We start from the raw sequence: 20787 nt of genomic DNA, 5'->3' as shown, positions 1-20787 counted from the left end.
TGTTTATTTCCTTTCTCGTTTCAAGTCCGCGATAATATCGTGGAAGGTTTCAAATTCAGTATGGGCGATGCCAAGCTCGCTGCATTTTGCCGTAAGGTGCGAACGCGAATAGACGACATCCGCCAGCTTGGCGCCTTCGAAGTCGGTCACGCTGTCGCCGATAATGATCCGTTCATAACGATCGGCAGGAAAACGGCGCATAATGGTTGTTTTGCACATGCCGCAATGGTTCGTGCAATGCTCATCGCAAGGATGAGGCCACGTAATTTCGATAAATTCGCCGGTAAAATCGCTGCCGTTGCAATAGATATGGCTGGTATCAATGCCAAACCGCTCAAGCACAGGGTACACAAAAAAGTCGATGCCGCCGCTTGTCACATAAAACTCGATGTCCTGCTCCTTGCAATAAGCGAGAAGCTCTTCGAAGCCGTCGCGGATGCGGACGTTCGAGATGCCGAAGTCCACCACTTCCGCTTGCAGCGATGCCGGGAGCAGCCGGAACATGCGGCCGACGCCTTCCTGAATGGATATCTGTTGATCCAGCACCTGCTGGGCAATGGCTTCCCAGCCCGGCGGGTTAAAATGCTGAATAATCGCTACAATATTATCGTTGACCGTAATCGTCCCGTCAAAATCGCAAAAAATAATCCGTTTTTTGCCTGCTGCTAATGGATTTGCCGTACTCATGAATGTCTGATCCCCCAAGCATCAATTGCCGCCTTCAATGGCTCATTGCCGGCTTGCTGAGCGGCTTCCTCCAGCGTTTGTCCGGCCAATACGGCGTCAATAGCCTGGCGGAACGCTTTGCCGCCTGCCGCTGTCCCCATCGGATGACCGTGAATACCGCCGCCTGCATTGACGACCACATCTTGTCCAAAGTCGCGCAAAATAAGCGGGACGAGCCCCGGATGGATGCCGGCCGACGGCACCGGGAAGCTCGTGCGCATGCCGCCCAGCTCCGACAGCAGCACGTCTTTGACGGCTAGATTTTCTTCTTTGGGCATAATTACCGAGCCGTATGGCGACGGGAACAGCACCAGGTCGGCGCCGGCGAGCCGCATCAGTTTGCCGAACAGGACCGATGCTCCAATGCCGTAATGCGGCGACTGGTAATAAGCGCCTCCCATAGCCGGATGTACCGCGATCGGCACGGTAATGGAAGGGTCCGTGCTTAGCTCATGCAGTACATCGTAGCCATAGGACAACACGTTCAGCAAAATCGCGTTTGCCCCTGCGGCAATCGCTTTGCGCGCTTGTTGTGCCAGCCGAGAGGTAGGGCCGGTGATGTTCACGGCGTACAGCAGCTTTTGCCCGGTTTCCTCCGATGCTTGGCGCGCCGCCTCCATGCACGTTTCTACCCGTTTCTCCAGCGGCGTAAGCGGGTTCTCGAACAAGATTTCATCATCTTTAATCAAATCGACACCGCCAAGCGCCTGCTTGTAGAACTGCTCGCGCAAGTTGCTTATGTCATGGCCGATAACGGACTTGAAGATGCTCATCAGCAGCGGGCGGTCATAGACGCCAAGCAGCTCGCGTACGCCCGGCAGCCCGAATTTCGGGCCGGGGAATGCGGACTGGAACTGCTCCGATACGTCAATATCGATCAGCTTGATTTTGCCGTCCATTGACAGCTTGCCGAAGATGGTTACGAGCAGGGCGGGGATATCCCGGCTAAAGTTGATGTCCGGATAGGCGATACGGATATCCGCATAACGTTCGCCGCCGGCAGGCTCATGAACTTCGACGGACAATACTTTGCCGAGATGTTTTTCCATCTCGGCTTTGCGCGCCTCCGGCAGATCGGTCCAACTGCCTACCGTCAAGCCAACGGCAATGGACAACGCGCGTTTATGAAAGTCCGCTTTCTCATCAAAGCAGCGGTAAGTGGCTATACACATGCCATTCATCTTTGAATATTCCTTTCCAGCTCCGCGCCGATTTCGCCGGCACGCTCCGTGGAGCGGAGCATTCCTTTCATTACCGTTTCCTTCAGGTTGCCTGCGGCCATGACCTCGATAGCCGCCTGTGTCGTGCCGTTTGGCGACGTCACTTTGCGCCTCAGCACGGCAGGCTCTTCGCCGGTCAAACGGACCATCTCCGCGGCGCCAAGCACCGTCTGGACAACCAGCTCGCGTGCGGTCTGCTCGTCGAAGCCAAGCTGTGCAGCACCTTCCATCATTGCTTCCATAAAGTAATAGACATAGGCCGGACCGCTTCCGGATACGCCGGTAATGCTGTCTTGTTTAGTTTCATCTACCGTTTGCGTCATGCCCACCGCCTGGAACAGCTGGTCGGTCAGTTTGCGCTGCTCCTCGGATACGCGCGAGGAATAGCTGATCCCGGTTACACCGAGGCCAATCGTGCTGGAGGTGTTAGGCATGGAACGGACAACCGGAATGTCCGGGCCGATAAGTTTGCCAATCGAATCGATAGACAAGCCCGCGATAACGGAAATAACGAGCTGGCGTTCCGACAGCAGATGCCGGATGCCGCCGATGGCTTCCGCCGCGTCCTTTGGTTTCATTGCCAAAAAGATAATGTCGGCTTCCCGAATAAATTGTTCATTCGTTGCGCCTTGCAATATCGTTTGCACGCCGTAACGGTCGTTCAGTTCCTGCAGCCGGTCTTTATTTTGCCGGTTCAGCATCGAGATTTGCCCCGGCGGCGTCAGCTGATTTTCGATCAGGCCGCGGGAGATGGCTTCTGCCATCGAACCTGCGCCGTAGAAGCAAATGCGCATGGTGGAGATCGGTTTTCCAGCCTCTGTAGAATAGTTCATAGATGTTTACCTCCAATACATTGATCAATTCGTTATGTTCTCAAGCAGGTTAACTGCGAATTTGGCCGTTGCCGTAAATGCGGAACTTTGTTGATGTAAGCGCCGGAAGCCCCATTGGGCCGCGGGCGTGAAGCTTCTGGGTACTGATGCCGATTTCGGCGCCAAAGCCGAATTCGAAGCCGTCTGTAAAACGGGTAGAGGCGTTATGGTATACGGCTGCTGCATCAATCTCCTGCAGGAAACGTTCGGCATGCGCTTTGTTTTCGGTAACGATACATTCGGAATGCTGCGTGCCGTTTGCGGCAATATGCGCCAATGCTTCGTCCAGGCTGTCTACGATTTTGACATTCATAATATAATCGTTGTATTCGGTCCGGTAATCCTCTGCCGTCGCGGGTTTGATGCCCGTTACCAGAGCAGCCGTCCGTTCGCAGCCCCGGATTTCCACGTTGGCATCAAAGAACGGCTGGAGCAGCTGCTGCATATGATCCGCTGCAAAAGCGCTATGTACAAGCAGCGTCTCCAGCGAGTTGCAGACGGAAGGGCGTTGCACTTTGGCATTAAAGACGATAGGAACAGCCATTTCCAGCTGGGCGGATTCGTCGACATACGTATGGCAAATGCCCGCCCCGGTTTCAATAACGGGTACGGTAGCATTCATGACGACATTTTGGATCAGGGCAGCGCCGCCGCGCGGAATGATGACATCCAGCAATCCGTTCAGCTTTAGCATTTCGTTAACGGAACTGCGATTGGAGTCTTCAATAAGCTGCAGAGCGTCGGCCGGCACATCCGTGCCCGCAATCGCTTGCTTCATCACCGCAATAATGGCGCGGTTCGATTCGAGTGCGGCCGACCCGCCGCGCAGCACGACGCAGTTGCCGGTTTTGAGGCATAGGCCGGCGGCGTCAACGGTTACATTCGGGCGCGACTCATAGATCATGCCGATAACGCCAAGCGGCACGCGGCGTTTCTCGATCCGCAGCCCGTTTGGCCGCTCGAATTGCTCCAGCAGCTCGCCGACCGGATCGGGCAGCTCGGCAATTTGCCTTAAGCCTTCGGCAATCGCTTCGATACGGTTTTTAGTCAAGGCAAGCCGGTCCAGCATCGACTCGCTTGTTCCAGCTTTGCGGCCGTTGTCCAAATCGATTTGATTGGCGTCCATCAACAGCTGATACTGATCGGTTAACGCGCTAGCCATCGCGAGCAGCGCCTTGTTTTTTTGTTCTGTCGTCAACGTGTTCATTACAGCCGCCGCCTGCTTGGCGAGCAGCGATTTTTCCCGAACTTCGCTCATGGCGCAAATCCTCCCTTTATATACATTGTGTCACCGGAGTGAAATCCACTCGTCGCGGTGAATAATTTCCATGCGGTGAACGTCGATTCTGCGGCGCACTTCGTCTGTGTTTAATCCGGCAACGGCCTGTACCTGCCAGGCTTCGTAATTTACAACGCCGCGTCCGATCGTAATGCCTTGCTGATTGCGGACCTCGACGACGTCGCCGGGGTGAAAGTCTCCTTCGATATGAACGACGCCTACCGGCAGCAAACTTCTGCCGTTCGCCAGCAGCGCTTTTTCCGCTCCGGCGTCCACCGTAATATGGCCTTGCGGCATGGAATGGAACCCCAGCCATTGTTTTTTAACCGGCAGGCTGTGCATGCTGGTATCAAAATACGTGCCTCGCCCGTGGCCGGCCGCCGCATCGTTCAGTTCGCCTTTATCCTGCACCTTGCCGACGAAAGTACGGATACCGCCACGCGTAGCGGTCCGCGCCGCTTCAATTTTGGAACGCATTCCGCCAGTGCCGACGGCCGAACCTGCTCCTCCGGCGATTTTTAAAATATCTTCGGAAATTTGATTGACCCGGTCGATTTTGACGGCGTTCGGATTTTTGCGCGGATCTTCCGTATACAAGCCGTCCATGTCCGTGATGATAATGAGCTGTTCTGCTTTGATCATATTGGCGACAAGCGCCGATAAATTGTCATTGTCGCCGAATTTCAGCTCGCCGGTCGATACGGTATCGTTTTCGTTAATAATGGGGATTGTGCGCAAGCGCAGCAGTTCCTCCATTGTCATAAGTGCGTTGTTAATCCGTTTACGGTTGGAGAAGTCCGTCCGTGTCAGCAATATTTGCGCCGCCACCATGCCGAAGCGGTTAAACTCATCCTGATACGCCTGCATGAGCAGTGCTTGGCCGACGGCCGCCGCTGCTTGCTTCTCATGAAGCGCTTTGGGGCGGGACAAATAGCCGATTTGACGGAAGCCCGCTGCGACAGCGCCTGATGTAACAAGAACGACGCCGTGCCCTTGCGCATGGAGGGAGGCCAGCTCCTCTGTAAAAAATGCGATTCGTTCCCGGTTCAGCCCGCCTTCTTCCGATGTGATAGAGCTGCTGCCGATTTTGACTACGATAATATCCGACATGTTCATCCCTTCCCGTCCCAATGAAAAAAAGACCTTCATCCTCAAAAAAGGACGAAAGTCTTCTGCTTCCGCGGTACCACCTTAATTGACGGCTCGCTTCATGTATACATCTGCCGGGCAGAGTCAAAGAAACGGTTATAGCCATCCTGCTTGAGCCTTATAACAGAGGCGCTGTCCGACTCATCGCCGGCCGTTCGGGGGTGGGTTCAGCAAGGGACCGGGACGAATTCTTGCAGCCAAGGAATCCGCTCTCTGTACACGATCTTTCAAGCTTACTAGTCCCGTCATTACGTTTAGGGCAATAGATTATGGTTAGCATAACATGATCGTTACACCGCTGTAAAGGGATAAGGAACGCCCTTAACGGCTGAATAGGCCGAGGCTTCCGATCCGGTGAATCGCTTCGACGAGGCGTGGTTCGTCGGTCAGCAAACCGAGCCGGACATAACCTTCGCCGCTGCGGCCAAAACCAATGCCAGGCGCGACGACCACATCCGCCTTCTCAAGCACAAGATCCGCGAAAGACTCCGAAGTATAGCCTTCGGGTACCGGCAGCCAGCAGAAGAAGGAACCCCCAGGCTTCGCCGCTTTCCAGCCGATTTCCTCCAGCGCCTGGAACACGGCTTCCCGGCGGCTTTCATACATGCCGGACAATTCGGCCACGCAATGCTGCGGGCCGGTTAATGCAACTGCGGCGGCTGCCTGAATGCCGCCGAACAGGCTGCAGTAATAATGATCCTGAATTTCATTGATCAGGGATACGATTTTGGCATTGCCAAGCGCAAAGCCTACGCGCCAGCCGGCCATATTATATGATTTTGACAGCGTATAAAATTCCACGCCAACTTCTTTGGCGCCCGGCGTCTCCAAGAAACTGACCGGCTTGATGCCGTCAAAGCCAATCGCGCCGTATGCAAAATCGCTGGCAACGATGACGTTGTGTTCGGCTGCAAACCGGACCGTTTCTTCATAAAAAGCCCGGTCGGCTACTGCGCCTGTCGGATTGTTCGGGTAGTTAATAAACATCAGCTTGGCTTTATCCGCCGTTGCTTGGTCAATCGCGCTGTAATCCGGCAGGAAGCGGTTCGCTTCCGTCAACGGCATATAGGACATGGCTGCCCCGGCAAGCGCAACGCCCGACCAGTAATCAGGATAACCCGGGTCCGGCACAAGGCAAATATCGCCCGGGTTGAGCAGGCATTGGCTTATTTCGACCAGTCCGGTCTTCCCGCCAAACAATATGGCAACCTCGCTCGCAGGATCTAGCTCGACGCCGTAATCTTCTTTATACCGTCTGGCTACAGCTTCCTTTAAAAAAAGGTACCCGCTGAAAGGGGGTAACGGTGATAAAGCGGATTTTCTGCGGCGTCTTTTAAAGCTGCAACAATATGGGGAGGGGTTGGCTTATCCGGATTGCCTTGCCCCAAATTGATGACATCGCGCCCTTTGGCCGTCTGGGCGTTTGCTTTGGCGACCAGCTTGGCAAAAAATTGAGCCGGCAGACCGGTCATCCGCTCAGCCGGCTCAATATGAAACGGCTTGTTCGATACAGTACTCATTCGCTCACTCTCCACTATCAATGCTGCGCTGCATGGAACGGCAGACAATATACTAAATGTAGCATGCGGCTGACGGCGTGTCGAGCGGCGAATCCGGATTATCCTATCGGGATAATCCCGTTATTACAGTTCAGGAATCCCAACCTTCCGGATAAAAGGTTTAATGTCCGCTTTGAACAAAAGCAGATAAGGTCTTCGCTTGTCATCAAAAACAAGCAGCATCGGCGGCTTATCTTCGCAATAAAATAAAAAGACATCCTCTGAATGAATCGTTATGTCGTTTAATTGCGCGGTAATCGGCTTCTCCAGCGGAATCCGGTATACATAACTGCAGCTGTCGTCTACCTGCAGCTGGGGAGCAAAGCGGGTAACGGAGTTCATCCATTCCGTTACAAAGTGCTGGAACTGCTGGTCATTCGGCACGGACTTGACGACCTTCTCCGCTTTGACGTCAAAAACCTGCACCGGCCGCATCGTAGCTGGAGCAGCGGCATTAGCGGCGGCTGTATGGCTGAACGGCAATAGGAAGCACAAGAGCATAAGCAGAGCAAGGAAACGTTTCAACAGCATGGTGAACACTCCTTTTGCAGCGGCGCTTTTACAATAAAGCGGGGAGCTGCCGTTTAGTTGTAGGGAAGGAAGCTGTTCCTTTTGCTCATTACTTTTTCCTGTGCATCCGTTTCTATGCGATACAACAAATGGCACCTGCGCGGCCATCGCCCTTGACACTCCTGTCCTCATTTACGATGATTAAGGAAACAACACTGCGGCGAGCAGAGGAGAGAATGATATGAAACAGCAGCTGAAGCTTGCTTTATTGCAAATGGATATTGCCGTCGGGCAGCCCGATGCGAACTTCGCGAAACTGGCGGATATGATGGAGGAAGCGGCAGGCGGTACTGCCAAACCGGATGTCATCGTCATGCCGGAAATGTGGAATACGGGTTATGCGCTAACGGAGATTACCGGGCTTGCGGATGAGTACGGCGAGCGTACGAAAGCTTTTATGGCGGATTTTTGCCGTAAATATCATGTAAGTGTAATTGCGGGCTCTGTTGCGGAGAAGCGCCGGGACGGCGTGTACAATACGATTTTTGCATTTGACCGGGAAGGCAAGGAGATCGGGGACTATTCCAAAATTCATTTGTTCCGGTTAATGGATGAAGAAAAATATTTGCAGCAGGGCGGCAAGACCGGCCGGCTGCAGGTGGAAGGTGTCGATGCGGGCATGATGATCTGCTACGACATCCGTTTTCCGGAACTTGCCCGCAAGCTGGCGCTGGACGGGGCGAAACTATTGTTTGTACCGGCGGAATGGCCGCATCCGCGGCTCCATCATTGGCGTACGCTGCTGACCGCGCGGGCGATTGAGAACCAGCTGTTCGTCATCGCCTGCAACCGGACGGGGCAAAGCGGCGAGACGGTCTTTTTTGGCCATTCCATGGTCATTGATCCATGGGGGGAAGTCATTGCCGAGGCCGGGGAGGGAGAGACGATTGTTTATGCCGAGATCGACCTTTCCCTCGTTGATCAAGTGCGGTCAACGATACCGGTTTTTGATGACCGCCGCCCGTCGCTTTATTAATGAAAGGTTTTAAGTTTCGGCGTAGCGGTTCACCGTTTCATGCATCGTGTCGATAAATGCTTTCGCCGCTTTGGATAAATACCGGTCCTTTCGCCGGGCGATAACAAGCGTGCGGGAAGGCCTGCCTTCCAGCTGCAAATAAGCAGGCACGAAGCTGCCGCCGCGCGGGCGTGTCAGCATTTGCGGCACAAAAGCGATGCCCATGCCGCCGGCCACAAGCGATTGGACCGTTTCAATGTTGCTGCTTTCGAATACGATGTCCGGCGTAAAGCCGGCTTTTACGCACAGATCTACTGTAATTTGCCGGAAGCCCTGCCCTTTTTTCAGTCCGATAAAAGGCTCCTCCTTCAGCTCGGAAACGGCTATCCGGCCGGAATGTCCGGCAAGACGGTGCTGCGGCGGTACGGCCAGGCAGATTTCCTCCTCCATCAGCGGTTCCCAGGCAAGGGAATTGTCCAGCATCGGAAGCGTAAGCAGGCTGATATCGGTGCCGCCGCTTGCGGTCAGCTGTTCCAGCCTGGCGGTAGTATCCTCCACAAGCACAACTTCAATCTGCGGATATTTGGCGCCGAAGGCGGGGAGCACAATCGGCAAAATATGGGAGCCGGTGATCGGGAGTGTGCCAACGACCAGCCGGCCGCGGCGCATTTGGGCCATATCGTCCATTTCCTGCTTCAACTGCTCGACCGCATCAAGAATCGTTTGCGATTTGTCGACAAAAGCTTGGCCTGCCTGCGTCAGCTCGACCGAGTTGGTTGTGCGGCGGAAGAGCAGCACACCGATTTCCTGCTCCAGCTTGGACAACTGCTGGCTTAAGGAAGGCTGGGCGATATGCAGCTTTTCGGCTGCGCGCGAGAAGTTTTTTTCTTTGGCGATTTGTATGACATATTGAAGCTGTCGTAATTCCATCGTTGAATGAACGCCACCTTTATCTATTTTTTATAATAGAGAGATTCGTATTGTCATAGTTCTTTCCTATAAACATTATAGATATTATATCTTGGAACAATCAACGTAAATGTTATAAGCTTTCATTAACGAACTTATAGAACGAATCGATGAGGTGAGTGCAATGGCGAAAAAGACAATGTTTGAAAAGATTTGGGACAATCACGTCATTCATCAGGAAGAAGGCAAACCTAGCATTTTGTATATCGATCTTCACTTGGTGCATGAGGTAACGTCCCCGCAGGCGTTTGAAGGCCTCCGCATGACGGGCCGCAAAGTGCGCCGTCCGGACCTGACATTTGCAACGATGGACCACAATGTGCCTACGAAAGACCGCTTTAACATTAAAGACCCGATCTCGAAGCAGCAGATCGACACGCTGACGCAAAACTGCGCAGACTTTGGCGTAAAGCTGTATGACCTGAACAACCTGGACCAAGGTGTCGTTCACGTTATGGGGCCGGAAATCGGCCTCACGCATCCGGGCAAAACAATCGTTTGCGGCGACAGCCATACTTCGACGCACGGCGCATTTGGCGCATTGGCGTTTGGTATCGGCACTAGCGAGGTTGAGCATGTTATGGCGACGCAATGCCTCCAGCAAGCAAAACCGAAAACGATGGAAGTCCGTTTCAACGGCAAACGCAAGCCGGGCGTAACGGCAAAAGACTTGATTCTTGGCGTTATTGCGAAGTACGGCACGGACTTTGCTACCGGCTATGTTATTGAATACACGGGCGAAGCGATCCGCAGCCTGTCGATGGAAGAACGGATGACGGTCTGCAACATGTCGATCGAAGGCGGCGCTCGCGCCGGCCTGATTGCGCCGGACGAAACAACTTACAACTACCTGCGCGGACGCGAATACGCTCCAGCCGATTTTGACGCTGCGGTTGCACGCTGGAACGAGCTGACGACTGACGAAGGCGCAGTGTACGATACGGTTGTTGAATTCGACGTAGACTCCCTCATCCCGCAAGTAACGTGGGGAACAAGCCCGGGCATGGGTACCGACATTACGTCGAAAGTGCCTGTACCTAGCGAGCTGCCGACGGAAAATGAACGCAAAGCGGCTGAAAAGGCGCTTGAGTATATGGATTTGAAGCCAGGCACGCCAATGAACGAAATCGATATTGATTATGTGTTTATCGGCTCCTGCACGAACGGCCGGATCGAAGACCTGCGCGCAGCAGCTGAAATTGCCCGCGGTTACAAAGTAAGCGACCGCGTTACGGCGATCGTTGTACCGGGCTCCGGCCGCGTGAAATTGCAAGCGGAAAAAGAAGGCCTCGATAAAATCTTTATCGAAGCTGGTTTTGAATGGCGCGAAGCAGGCTGCTCGATGTGCCTCGCGATGAACCCTGACGTATTGCAGCCTGGACAACGCTGCGCATCGACGTCGAACCGCAACTTCGAAGGCCGCCAAGGCCGCGGCGGACGTACGCATCTGGTATCGCCTGCTATGGCTGCTGCCGCAGCGATTAAAGGACGGTTCACAGACGTTCGCGAATGGAACATTAAATCGGCTGTTGCCAACTAATCGAACGGTGAGAGGAGTATAACGACTATGGAAGCTTTTAAACAACTGACCGGTATTGTCGCTCCTGTCGACCGTGTCAACGTCGATACGGATGCGATTATCCCGAAACAATTCTTGAAGCGTATCGAACGGAGCGGCTTTGGCCAGTTCCTGTTCTTCGAATGGCGTTTCCACGAAAACGGCGAAATCAATGCCGATTTCGAACCAAACAAACCGCGGTACGAGGGCGCTTCGATTCTCATTTCCCGTGCCAACTTCGGCTGCGGCTCGTCCCGCGAGCATGCGCCTTGGGCGATTCTTGACTACGGCTTCAAATGCGTCATCGCGCCTTCGTTCGCCGACATTTTCTACAACAACTGCTTCCAGAACGGCATTCTGCCGCTGAAGCTGAGCGAAGAGCAGGTTGAAGAGCTGTTCCAGCGCACGGCGAAATATGAGGGCTACAAGCTGTCCGTTGATCTGGAAAACAAACGTTTGACCGATGAGTACGGACTCGATCTTGCGTTTGATATCGACGAGCACCGCCGCCAGTTTCTGCTGCTTGGCCTCGACAACATTGGCCTTACGCTGCAGCATGAGGACAAAATCGCAGCTTACGAGGCAGCACGAGCTGCTCTGTAAGAACCGCAGGCATATGCAAAACCGGACATCCAAGCGGATCGTCCGGTTTTTTTATGGTCTGATCGCTGCCGCGTTTGACAATCGGACAATTGGTGGCGGCCAAACCGTTGGAGCAGATTCAAAGCAAATTAACGCCGGAATCCGGCAAGTTTACATTAGGGGCTTTTCAAGGAGACGAATTGGTTGGCATTGTGACCTTCGCAAGAGAAACACATCCGAAAACGAAACATAGAAGCGGCGTCTATGGCATGTATGTGTCGCGTGTCGCCCCGGACAAGAAAGCAAGGCATCGGCAAAACGTTTGATCCGGGAGCTTGTGAATCGGGCGTCCGGGCTCGAAGGGCTGGAACAGCTGCATCTGGCGGTGGTATCCGGCAATCAGCCGGCCGTGTCCTTGTATGAAGGCGCGGGGTTTACGGTATACAGCACAACGCGCCAAGCTTTTAAGCATGACGGCCGTTACTGGGACGAGCATTTCATGGCGCTGTTTTTGGCGTAAATGAAGGCTGCGGCATGCAAAACAATTAAAATCGGTTAATATTTCCGCAAAACGCAACTTTTTTAGACAAAGCGCGTCTAAATTGTCGTCTGTTTAAGTCGAATGAGCACATTCGATGCGGGCAATATCAGTCATCGAGGTGGAGAATGAAGAAGTTTGTAGCAATCCTGTTGTTTATGTCATTCCTGTTTACGTTGTTTACAGGCACCGGACAAGCTGCGTCAGCAACCGTTACGCCCAAATTGTATTTGGACAACAATCTGCTGACACCCGCGGTTGGCCCTGAACTGGTGAACAACAAGTATACGGTTGTGCCGATTCGTGTCATATCCGAAAATATTGGCGCAAAGGTCAATTGGGACCAAACGAATAAAACGGTCACCATATACAGCGGGAATGATACCGTATTCTTGAAGATTAACGACATCCAAGCATTTGTAAACGACAAAGGGCTGCAAATGGACACGCCTGCTATCGTTAAGTCCGGAACGACGCTTGTTCCGCTGCGGTTTGTGGGTGAAAGCTTAGGCTTAAAAGTGGACTGGGACAACACAACCAAAACCGTGTATTTGAAATCGCCGGAACCGGCAGAGACTCCGCCGCCAACCGAAACAACCGATCCGGGGAACAGCGGAGAAGAAACGGCCGGCAGCTTGACTTCCATCACTTACGACGGTAATGGAGGCGTTATCGTTACCTATGATGGACAAGCAGTAATGAGCAAACCGGTTTTCCTGGACAATCCGAAACGGCTTGTATTCGACTTTCCGAACGCCGGTTTTTCGGATAGCTTCGAACCTGCTTTCCCAAGCAGCGCGGCTATTGGACAGATAAGTGTAACCGGTCATCCCGCTCTTGCCCAGATCCGGTATTCGCTTTACTCGCTGGCGCCGTCTACCGTCCGGGTTGTATTGGATTTGACGGCAGACACCACGTATACCGTGACAGAAAGCAGCGGGCAATATCTCATCCAGCTTGGAGCAGACGGCGGAACGCCAACGAATCCGGGAACGGTGCCGGGTACTGATCCGGGCACAGGTAATTCGGACGGCAGCAATCCTGTCCCAGGCAAAAAGTATACCGTTGTCATTGATGCCGGGCATGGCGGTACAGACCCGGGGGCGCAAAGTATTCTTAGCGGCAAGTGGGAGAAGGAAACGAATCTGAGCATTGCGCTCAAAGTAAAAGCGCTGCTGGATAAGGAACCTCTTATTAACGCCCAAATGACACGCAGTACGGATGTGTTTGTCGAGCTGGACGAACGTGTCAATATTGCACAAAAGCTGAAAGCCGACCTGTTCTTGTCGATCCATGCCAACAGTTCTTCGCCGTCCGCAAGCGGTACGGAAACCTACTACACCCGCGCGAACAGCAAAACTTTGGCCGAGACGGTACATAAGTATTTAATCAAAGGGACAGGCCTGAAGGATCGCGGGGTCAAAACGGCTAATTACCGGGTAACCAAAGCAACCACGATGCCTGCTATTCTAATGGAAACGGGCTTTGTTACCAATTCGAATGACGCTGCCATTTTGTTTGACCCGGCTAAACAGCAAGTGATCGCACAGTCGATTGTACAAGGCATCAAAGCCTATCTGAAAATATCCTGATCGTTATTTAAGGCTTTGCCAAGCGGTTCGCTGGAGCAAAGCCTTAAATGTTGGTTTTTTCATTTTTTTATCTTTTTTAAAGGAATCATCGCAGGAATCGTCGAAAGTAATATATTCCAATTCACACAAGGGAGCTGTCTTAAGCATGCCATTTACACGCAAAACAATTGTAGCAAGTGCACTGGCCGTTTCGCTGCTTTCCGGCGGCGCAGCTGCCGGCAGCGTTTACGCAGCCGCTTCGTCCCCCGTTACTTTTTCAGATGTCGTCAGTACGCATTGGGCGGAAAAAGATATTACAAAACTGGCTATGCAAGGCATTATTACAGGATATAACGGGCTGTTTCGTCCTTCAGATAGCGTAACACGGCAGGAGGCCGTATTAATGGCGCTCCGTTTTGCAGGGCTGGATGATGAGGTGGAAACCAACAGTGTTGTCGTATTCCCATCCTCGTTTGAAGTAAGCAACTTTTACAAGTCGTACGTCGCGCTTGCATTTGATAAAAACTTGCTTGACCGGAACGACGAATACGCGCTCGCTTCCAGCCAAACGGCTACAGCCTGGGGCACGGCGCCCGCATCCCGCGAATGGGTGACGAAGCTGTTAGTCCGTACCATCGGCGAGAAAACCAAAGCTGATATGCTGCAATCGACGCCGTCTTCCTTCGGCGATGCCGGAAACATTGGCAAAGATTATTTGGGTTATGTGAATGCCGCTGTATCGCTTCAGCTGGTGAAAGGCGTTACCGAAACGAAGTTCGACCCGAAAGCGAATGTAAACAGGGCGTCTCTTGCAACATTGTTCAGCCGTGCGGAACGTCAGTATCCGGTTGCATATGCAGGCCAGCAGGACGGCATTGTCTCGAAGCTGAGCAGCTCGTCCATTTCGGTGTATAGCGATAACAGTGAGAATACTTATTCCATCGACGGCAATACGCGTATTTACCGTTACGATTCGGAACAAGCGGTATCGCTGGATGCTTTGAAGCTGTATACGGACGTTACGGTTATCGGCCAAAACGGCAAAGCGCTGTATATCGAAATAAACGGGGATGAACAACATGTCCAATCGTACGAAGCGGTATTGGATCGTGTAATTAAGTCCGATAATCTGATGTACGTATGGATCAACGATAAACCGGTGGAAGTGCACTACGGGGATGATCTTATCGTTCAGGACGGCAGCGGCAAAACGATTCCGCTTGAACAAATCAGCCGCGACAGTGTGATTACGATTACAGAAGATGCGTTCCGCCCAGCGCCGGTTGCCTTGTCCGTCAAAGTGAAGTCGGCTGTAGAAGCCAGCCTGGAAGGCACGTTCTATTCGGCGGGAGACGGCATTATTACGATTATGCAAAACGGCTCGCCGGTGTCCAAGGTGCTGGATTCCGATGTAACAGTATCCATTCCTGGCGTTACAGGCGCCGTGCTTTCCGATCTGACGAAAACCGTCGATTCGGTCAAACTGACCTTGGATGACAACGGCATTGTGACCAAAATCGAAGTAACGAACCGTGATGTCAAAGCGGTAGCCGGCGCTTCGATTACAAGTTACGACGCCGTCAACAAACTGCTGACGATGGTGGATTCCAACGGAACGACGCCATATGCGCTGTTTGTAAATGACAAGACCAAATTCAAATATGACGGCAATACGATTACGTTATCCGAAGCGAATTCCATGCTGAAAGCGGGACGCACTATTTCCGTTACGTATTCCGGAACTACAGTGTTGTCGGTTGAATTTTTAACGAGTTATTCAGGCGTGCTGACGAATACCGGCGTATCCGGCAAGCTGACGCTGAAACTGGATAACGGCTCTTCGGTCACGGTCCCTTACACATACCCGGATGTGGAAATTGCCGGCGACAGCACGCCGGCCGTATCCGATTTGAAAGCGGGCCAATATGTAACCATTAAGCTTACGGCCAGCCAAGACCGGGCGTCGGTCATTAAAGTGCATCAAACCATTCAATATGATGTTGTAAAATCAATAGAGGGCAGCAACAAGCTGCAGCTGCTGGGAGTGGACGGCACAGCGCTGCGTCTCGATCTCACCGGCGTGGATTTGATGGATACAGACGGCGAAGAGGTGTCCCTGTCCGATTTTGTCCCTGGATCGGTCGTTAATGTTGCGTATAACGGCAACGCGCCTGAGACGGTAACGGAGGTGCCTTTAACGGTCGGTATGGTGAAAACGGTAGGCACCGGCAGCTTGACCGTTACAGCCAATAACGGCAAGTCGATTATTGTTCCATTTGATGGAGGCACGGACCAGCTGTATATCGACGGCAAAAAAACAGCCGCCCTCAGCTCGGTGAAGACTGGTCAAGGGGCCGCTGTGATGACCGACGCTGCGGGCAATACGGTTATTTATGCAAGCTCCGGGCTGTCGCGTGCCGTTTCGTCTTACGATGCGGTTTCCGATCAGCTGATTACGCTGCAAACATCGGCTTCCGACCAAAATAACTATTTCTTCCTGCTGCCTAATACAGCCTTTACAGCCAAAGACGGTTCGACGATCTCTCCGGCTTCGCTGAACCACGGAGATACGGTCACCGTTTACGCGTTCCGGAATACGGCAATTGCAGTCGTCAAGAATTAAATTCGTAAGGTTATGTGAAAAACTGCCCTTTTGGGCAGTTTTTTTGTTTGTTCACGCTTGTAATCGGTTGCGATTCATGGCGTTTTTCGCTACACTTTGAACGATAGTGTTATGACTAGGAGAGAGGACGATGAATGCGAAGCAAAAAATGCGCCATATTCTGGATCAGTTGGCGGAGATGTTTCCGGATGCGCATTGCGAGCTTAACCATAGTAATCCGTTTGAGCTGACGATTGCTGTTTTGCTGTCAGCCCAATGTACCGACGAGACGGTTAACAAGGTGACGGCCACGTTGTTTCAGAAGTATAAATCGCCGGAGGATTACTTGCGCGTCCCGCTCGAAGAGCTGGAGATGGATATTAGAAGAATCGGTTTGTTCCGCAATAAAGCTGCTAACATTCAGAAGCTTTGCCGCATTCTGATCGATAAATACGAGGGTGAAGTCCCTTCGAAGCACGAACAGCTTACCGAGCTGCCGGGTGTTGGCCGCAAAACAGCCAACGTTGTCGTCTCCAACGCTTTTGGCGTTCCGGCTATAGCGGTTGACACGCATGTAGAACGGGTATCGAAACGCCTTTCCATTGCCAAGCCCGATGATTCGGTTCTGGAAGTGGAAAAAAAGCTGATGAAGCTCGTGCCGAAGGAAGAATGGACATTAACGCACCACCGGCTTATTTTTTTCGGTCGCTATCATTGCAAGGCGCAAAACCCTGGATGTCCGGTATGCCCGCTGCTGGATATTTGCAAGGAAGGCAAACAACGTATGAAGCCGGGCGTAATAACAAAAAATAGAGTAGTGAAACCGAAAAAAGCCAATGAAGGATGATGAACATGAAATGCATTTCCGTGTACACAAACAACTTTGAACAATTCTCCGATATTTATGAGCAAGTATTAGGCGCACCGCCGCAAGAAAATGAGGATATTGTAGTAGAAGGCATCACAGTGAGCGGTTCGGGCGATGTGCCAGAGCAATATATTGAACGTATGCGTCAAAAACCGGAGGTTGTGGTGATGCGCGAGAAATCCCGCAACATTATGATTTTACAGCACGGCGACGTATTTGAAATTTGCATTCCGGCTGAAGAAGAAGCGGCCGTGTAACCAAAGGGAGAGCATCAACTTACCCGCAACAACGAGAATGAGGCAGGGATTCGGATGAGCGAGAAACCGGAAACAACTATTTTCGAACAAGCGATACAAGCAGCGGCTGCCGAAATGGCGGCTCTGGGGGATGTTAAGCATGCGGGACAATTGAAGGAGCTGAACAGTAAGCTGGCCGACGGCCGGCTTACTGTCGCGTTTTGCGGCCATTTTTCGGCGGGCAAGTCTACGCTGATTAATAGACTATGCGGAGCGAAGCTGCTGCCTTCAAGCCCTATACCAACTAGCGCCAACGTGGTGTCGATCCGCGGCGGCGAGCAGGCGGTTGCAGCAATCCATTATGAGGCGGATGGAAAGTCCAATACACGTGAAGTGCCGGTGGACCAGCTGGAGCAGTATTGCGTGGACGGCGAAAATTTCACATCCGTATCAATTACGTATCCTAGCGAACTGCTGGGCAACCATACCGTTCTGCTCGATACTCCGGGTATAGATTCAACCGATGATGCCCACCGGATGGCGACAGAGTCCGCTCTGCATCTGGCGGATGTCGTGTTTTACGTCATGGATTATAACCATGTCCAGTCGGAGATTAATTTCGCGTTTGCGAAACAGTTGAAAGATTGGGGCAAGCCTTTATATTTTATCGTCAATCAAATTGATAAGCACCGCGAGAACGAGCTGTCGTTTGAGCAATACCGCAAAAGCGTAAGCGAGGCGTTTCATGCTTGGCATTTGGAGCCGGCAGGAATCGTCTATTTGTCGATGCGCGAACCGGAGCACCCCCATCAGGAGCTGCACAAGCTGGAGGAGCTGCTGGCGAAGCTGGCCGAGATTCGGGAGCCGCTGGCGGTGTACAGCGTGGACGCCTCGCTCCGCCATCTGGTTAAAGCGCATTTGAAATGGCGCGGCGAGCAGGAGGAGCCGGAACGCGAGCAGCTGATTGCGGAAGCAGGCGGAGAAGATGAAGCCGCCAGGGTCAAAGGCGAAATCGAGCGTCTGACAGCTGAACGGGAGCGCTTGCTCGAGCAGCCTGCGCGGCTGCGCGACAGCTTGCGCAAAGAGCTGCAGTCGCTGCTTGACAATGCGAATGTGACCCCGGCTGTTACTCGTGATTTTGCACATTCTTTTCTGGAAAGCCGTAAGCCGGGATTTAAAACAGGCCTATTATTCGCCGGAGCGAAAACAGCCGCCGAACAGGAACGGCGCGGCCAGGTGTTCGCAGAAGATTTTGCTTCGAAGGTGAATGCCAACATTGATTGGCATGTGAAGGATTTGCTGCGCCATGCCGCAGAACAATGCGGTTACGCGCACGATGCGCTGGAAGCGCAGCTGGACGCTGCTTTTACATGGAAGCCCGAGCTCCAGTGGCTGATCGGTAAAGTCAACACCGGCGCGGTATTCGGCAACGAGTATACGATGACGTACAGCCGGGATATTGCGGCTGAAGTAAAAAGCATTTACCGCAAGGAGGCGCTGGTTGTTATCGACACGCTTGCGGATCATATCAGGCAAGCCGGCGAACTTGCCGCCGCCGCGAAGGAGCAGGAGCTTGCGGCCCTTGGCACGCAAGCGGGCGCTCTTGCGCGCCTCGCGGCGCTGGCGGAGCGCGCCGACGCCTATGCGGCGCGGCTGGCCGCCGTGCTGCCGCCGCAGGCGCAGCGCCCTGCGCTGCCCGCGCCTAGCGCCGGCACGGCGCAGCCGCCGCGCAGCGGCGCTGCCGCAGGCGCAGCGCGCGCCGAAGCGGCCGCTGCCGCGGCGCCCGCCCGCAAAGCGGGGCGGGCAGCGCCAGCGGAGCGCGTTCCGCGCTCGCCGGCGGAGCCGCGCTTGCGCAGCAGCGCCGCGCGGCCGAGCGGCTCGCCAGCGCTGCTGCGCTGCTGGCGCCTTATCCGGCGCTTGCGCAGGCCGCGCAAGCAATGCAGGAAAAAGCGGCGCGGCTCGCGAACAGCCGCTTTACGATCGCGCTGTTTGGCGCGTTCAGCGCGGGCAAATCATCGCTCGCCAATGCGCTGATCGGAGAGCCGGCGCTGCCTGTGTCGCCGAATCCGACAACCGCCGCCATTAACCGGCTTGTGCCGCCGACGGCGGAACGCCCTCATGGCACAGCTCGTGTCGTTATGAAATCACGTGAAGCGATGCTGGAAGATTTGCGTTATTCGCTTGCGCTGCTTGGAGATGACGCTTCTGAAGCTGCGATTCCGGATGCGGCCGCTTTAATGAAAGCGATCGACCGACTAACGCCGGACGCCATTCATGCCGGCGGCCGTCCGCATTACAGCTTCCTGCGCGCAGCCCGCGCAGGCTGGGAAGCGCATGAGCAGCTGCTTGGCAGGGAGCTGGACGTCCAGCAGGATGAATATGAACGGTATGTCGCTGAGGAGTCCCGTTCCTGCTTTGTCAGCGAAATCGAGCTGCACTACAGCTGCCCGCTTACGGAGCAAGGAATCGTTCTTGTCGATACGCCGGGAGCGGATTCCGTCAATGCCCGCCATACAGGCGTCGCGTTTAATTATATTAAAAACGCCGATGCGGTTTTGTTTGTAACGTATTACAATCACGCCTTTTCCCAGGCGGACCGCCAGTTTTTGGCGCAGCTTGGCCGTGTCAAAGACCAATTCGAGCTGGATAAAATGTTTTTCCTCGTCAACGCGGCTGATTTGGCTGCCAGCGAGGAAGAACTTGCCGGCGTACTGAAGCATGTCGAGTCTAACCTGCTGCAGCATGGTATCCGCAATCCGCGCTTATTTCCGGTATCCAGCCTGCAGGCGCTTGAAGCGAAGCAAGCAGGGGATGAAGAGGCGCTGTCCGGTTCCGGACTGGCTATGTTTGAGCAGTCTTTCTTGTCTTTTGTCCAAAATGATCTTGGCCGGCTGGCCGTGGAAGCCGCAGATCTTGAAGTGGAGAGGGCGACGTCTACTGTACGCGGTTGGCTTCAAAGCGCGGAGGGCGATGCCGAAACCCGCAGGGCGGAGGCAGTTCGGCTCGAGCAGAATGCTGCTGAAGCGAGCGGGATTATCCAATCATTTGGTCATTCCGCGTTGCCGGCACAGCTTGCACAGGAGCTTAGCGAGCTGATGTATTATGTCGTTCAGCGGATTCAGTTCCGGTTTGGCGATATGATGAATTTATCGTTTAACCCGTCGACGCTGCAGGATGACGGGCGTGATTTGCGCAAAATGATCTGGACCGCCTGGCTGGAGCTGCAGCGGTATATTCGCATCGAGCTGTCGCAGGAACTGCAAGCGACTTCGCTGCGGATGGAAACGGCGTTCCATAACCTGCTTGGCAAACGGTACGCCGCATTAGCGGAGGAGGCAGCTGCCAAAGCAGGGGGACCGGATTTGCGCCGTATTCGCGGACGGAACTTCCTATGCCGGCTGAGGGCAAGGAGTGGACGCCGGATACGATTGATGCCAAATGGCTGTGGGCAAGATTCAAATCGCCGCGCCAGTTTTTTGAAGGCGAAGGAAAAGCCCGTCTTCGGGCCGATCTGGAGTCGATTGTAAGCCCGT

At 53.6% G+C, this 20787-nt stretch carries 18 protein-coding genes and 1 pseudogene; 11 read left to right on the top strand and 8 right to left on the bottom strand.

The window, feature by feature from the left end; all coding sequences use genetic code 11:
* Positions 1 to 3 precede the first annotated feature (3 nt).
* From ET464_RS06645 to ET464_RS06615, 7 genes and pseudogenes are all read right to left on the bottom strand, one after another.
* Positions 4 to 687 (bottom strand): 2-hydroxy-3-keto-5-methylthiopentenyl-1-phosphate phosphatase, encoded by a 684-nt coding sequence (locus ET464_RS06645; protein ID WP_129439371.1) that lies wholly within the window; start codon positions 685 to 687, stop codon positions 4 to 6.
* The gene (locus ET464_RS06640; RefSeq protein WP_129439369.1) at positions 684 to 1907 is read right to left on the bottom strand and encodes a 2,3-diketo-5-methylthiopentyl-1-phosphate enolase; all 1224 of its coding nucleotides are present in this window, start codon (positions 1905 to 1907) and stop codon (positions 684 to 686) included. Before ET464_RS06640 ends, ET464_RS06645 begins: the two co-directional genes overlap by 4 nt.
* Complete coding sequence (gene proC, locus ET464_RS06635; RefSeq protein ID WP_129439367.1) at positions 1904 to 2779, bottom strand: pyrroline-5-carboxylate reductase; 876 nt, start codon at positions 2777 to 2779, stop codon at positions 1904 to 1906. Before proC ends, ET464_RS06640 begins: the two co-directional genes overlap by 4 nt.
* A 49-nt stretch (positions 2780 to 2828) precedes the next feature.
* A complete protein-coding gene (locus ET464_RS06630) occupies positions 2829 to 4076 on the bottom strand; it encodes a glutamate-5-semialdehyde dehydrogenase (protein WP_129439365.1) in 1248 nt (415 codons plus the stop codon).
* 30 nt (positions 4077 to 4106) lie between these two features.
* Entirely contained in the window at positions 4107 to 5207 is a 1101-nt protein-coding gene (proB, locus tag ET464_RS06625) for a glutamate 5-kinase (RefSeq protein ID WP_129444157.1), read from the bottom strand.
* A gap of 360 nt (positions 5208 to 5567) precedes the next feature.
* A pseudogene (locus ET464_RS06620) lies at positions 5568 to 6766 on the bottom strand (aminotransferase class I/II-fold pyridoxal phosphate-dependent enzyme).
* A 123-nt stretch (positions 6767 to 6889) separates the two neighbouring features.
* Complete coding sequence (locus ET464_RS06615; RefSeq protein ID WP_129439363.1) at positions 6890 to 7336, bottom strand: hypothetical protein; 447 nt, start codon at positions 7334 to 7336, stop codon at positions 6890 to 6892.
* Positions 7337 to 7556: 220 nt separating this feature from the next.
* On the opposite strand from ET464_RS06615, the gene ET464_RS06610 reads away from it, so the two are divergent.
* Entirely contained in the window at positions 7557 to 8351 is a 795-nt protein-coding gene (locus ET464_RS06610) for a carbon-nitrogen family hydrolase (RefSeq protein ID WP_129439361.1), read from the top strand.
* Between the two features lie 9 nt (positions 8352 to 8360).
* Here the strand turns inward: ET464_RS06610 and ET464_RS06605 are convergent, their stop codons facing one another.
* Positions 8361 to 9260, bottom strand: coding sequence for a LysR family transcriptional regulator (locus ET464_RS06605; RefSeq protein ID WP_129439359.1), 900 nt, complete (start codon positions 9258 to 9260; stop codon positions 8361 to 8363).
* Between the two features lie 163 nt (positions 9261 to 9423).
* Between ET464_RS06605 and leuC the strand changes: the two genes are divergently transcribed.
* The 10 genes from leuC to ET464_RS06555 all read left to right on the top strand — a co-directional run bounded on the left by leuC (position 9424) and on the right by ET464_RS06555 (position 20781).
* Positions 9424 to 10839: a 3-isopropylmalate dehydratase large subunit gene (leuC, locus tag ET464_RS06600; RefSeq protein WP_129439357.1), complete on the top strand. Its 1416-nt coding sequence runs from the start codon at positions 9424 to 9426 to the stop codon at positions 10837 to 10839.
* A 27-nt stretch (positions 10840 to 10866) separates the two neighbouring features.
* Complete coding sequence (gene leuD, locus ET464_RS06595) at positions 10867 to 11460, top strand: 3-isopropylmalate dehydratase small subunit (protein ID WP_129439355.1); 594 nt, start codon at positions 10867 to 10869, stop codon at positions 11458 to 11460.
* A 107-nt stretch (positions 11461 to 11567) separates the two neighbouring features.
* Positions 11568 to 11765, top strand: a complete 198-nt coding sequence (locus tag ET464_RS06590; RefSeq protein WP_129439353.1) for a hypothetical protein — start codon at positions 11568 to 11570, stop codon at positions 11763 to 11765.
* On the top strand, positions 11762 to 11959 hold the full coding sequence (locus ET464_RS06585; RefSeq protein ID WP_129439351.1) for a GNAT family N-acetyltransferase: 198 nt from the start codon (positions 11762 to 11764) through the stop codon (positions 11957 to 11959). The genes ET464_RS06590 and ET464_RS06585 overlap by 4 nt, the downstream gene beginning before the upstream one ends.
* A gap of 146 nt (positions 11960 to 12105) precedes the next feature.
* Positions 12106 to 13569: an N-acetylmuramoyl-L-alanine amidase family protein gene (locus ET464_RS06580; protein ID WP_129439349.1), complete on the top strand. Its 1464-nt coding sequence runs from the start codon at positions 12106 to 12108 to the stop codon at positions 13567 to 13569.
* A gap of 145 nt (positions 13570 to 13714) precedes the next feature.
* On the top strand, positions 13715 to 16171 hold the full coding sequence (locus ET464_RS06575) for an S-layer homology domain-containing protein (protein WP_129439347.1): 2457 nt from the start codon (positions 13715 to 13717) through the stop codon (positions 16169 to 16171).
* A gap of 130 nt (positions 16172 to 16301) precedes the next feature.
* On the top strand, positions 16302 to 16997 hold the full coding sequence (nth, locus tag ET464_RS06570; RefSeq protein WP_129439345.1) for an endonuclease III: 696 nt from the start codon (positions 16302 to 16304) through the stop codon (positions 16995 to 16997).
* A gap of 5 nt (positions 16998 to 17002) precedes the next feature.
* A complete protein-coding gene (locus tag ET464_RS06565; protein ID WP_129439343.1) occupies positions 17003 to 17275 on the top strand; it encodes an NAD/NADP transhydrogenase alpha subunit in 273 nt (90 codons plus the stop codon).
* 54 nt (positions 17276 to 17329) lie between these two features.
* Entirely contained in the window at positions 17330 to 19288 is a 1959-nt protein-coding gene (locus ET464_RS06560) for a dynamin family protein (protein WP_129439341.1), read from the top strand.
* Positions 19192 to 20781, top strand: coding sequence for a dynamin family protein (locus tag ET464_RS06555; protein ID WP_129439339.1), 1590 nt, complete (start codon positions 19192 to 19194; stop codon positions 20779 to 20781). Before ET464_RS06560 ends, ET464_RS06555 begins: the two co-directional genes overlap by 97 nt.
* The last annotated feature ends 6 nt before the right edge of the window (positions 20782 to 20787 follow it).

This window comes from Paenibacillus protaetiae, assembly GCF_004135365.1.
Classification (GTDB): domain Bacteria; phylum Bacillota; class Bacilli; order Paenibacillales; family Paenibacillaceae; genus Paenibacillus_AP; species Paenibacillus_AP protaetiae.
This window is presented reverse-complemented; position numbering and strand designations above follow the sequence as displayed.

Bases quoted from the DNA above. Each gene is read 5' to 3' on its own strand.
- leuD (WP_129439355.1), top strand. From the start codon at position 10,867: ATGGAAGCTTTTAAACAACTGACCGGTATTGTCGCTCCTGTCGACCGT.
- ET464_RS06640 (WP_129439369.1), bottom strand. From the start codon at position 1,907: ATGAATGGCATGTGTATAGCCACTTACCGCTGCTTTGATGAGAAAGCG.
- proB (WP_129444157.1), bottom strand. From the start codon at position 5,207: ATGTCGGATATTATCGTAGTCAAAATCGGCAGCAGCTCTATCACATCG.
- ET464_RS06610 (WP_129439361.1), top strand. From the start codon at position 7,557: ATGAAACAGCAGCTGAAGCTTGCTTTATTGCAAATGGATATTGCCGTC.
- ET464_RS06630 (WP_129439365.1), bottom strand. From the start codon at position 4,076: ATGAGCGAAGTTCGGGAAAAATCGCTGCTCGCCAAGCAGGCGGCGGCT.
- nth (WP_129439345.1), top strand. From the start codon at position 16,302: ATGAATGCGAAGCAAAAAATGCGCCATATTCTGGATCAGTTGGCGGAG.
- ET464_RS06580 (WP_129439349.1), top strand. From the start codon at position 12,106: ATGAAGAAGTTTGTAGCAATCCTGTTGTTTATGTCATTCCTGTTTACG.
- ET464_RS06575 (WP_129439347.1), top strand. From the start codon at position 13,715: ATGCCATTTACACGCAAAACAATTGTAGCAAGTGCACTGGCCGTTTCG.
- proC (WP_129439367.1), bottom strand. From the start codon at position 2,779: ATGAACTATTCTACAGAGGCTGGAAAACCGATCTCCACCATGCGCATT.
- leuC (WP_129439357.1), top strand. From the start codon at position 9,424: ATGGCGAAAAAGACAATGTTTGAAAAGATTTGGGACAATCACGTCATT.
- ET464_RS06565 (WP_129439343.1), top strand. From the start codon at position 17,003: ATGAAATGCATTTCCGTGTACACAAACAACTTTGAACAATTCTCCGAT.
- ET464_RS06560 (WP_129439341.1), top strand. From the start codon at position 17,330: ATGAGCGAGAAACCGGAAACAACTATTTTCGAACAAGCGATACAAGCA.
- ET464_RS06555 (WP_129439339.1), top strand. From the start codon at position 19,192: ATGCAGGAAAAAGCGGCGCGGCTCGCGAACAGCCGCTTTACGATCGCG.
- ET464_RS06605 (WP_129439359.1), bottom strand. From the start codon at position 9,260: ATGGAATTACGACAGCTTCAATATGTCATACAAATCGCCAAAGAAAAA.
- ET464_RS06645 (WP_129439371.1), bottom strand. From the start codon at position 687: ATGAGTACGGCAAATCCATTAGCAGCAGGCAAAAAACGGATTATTTTT.
- ET464_RS06615 (WP_129439363.1), bottom strand. From the start codon at position 7,336: ATGCTGTTGAAACGTTTCCTTGCTCTGCTTATGCTCTTGTGCTTCCTA.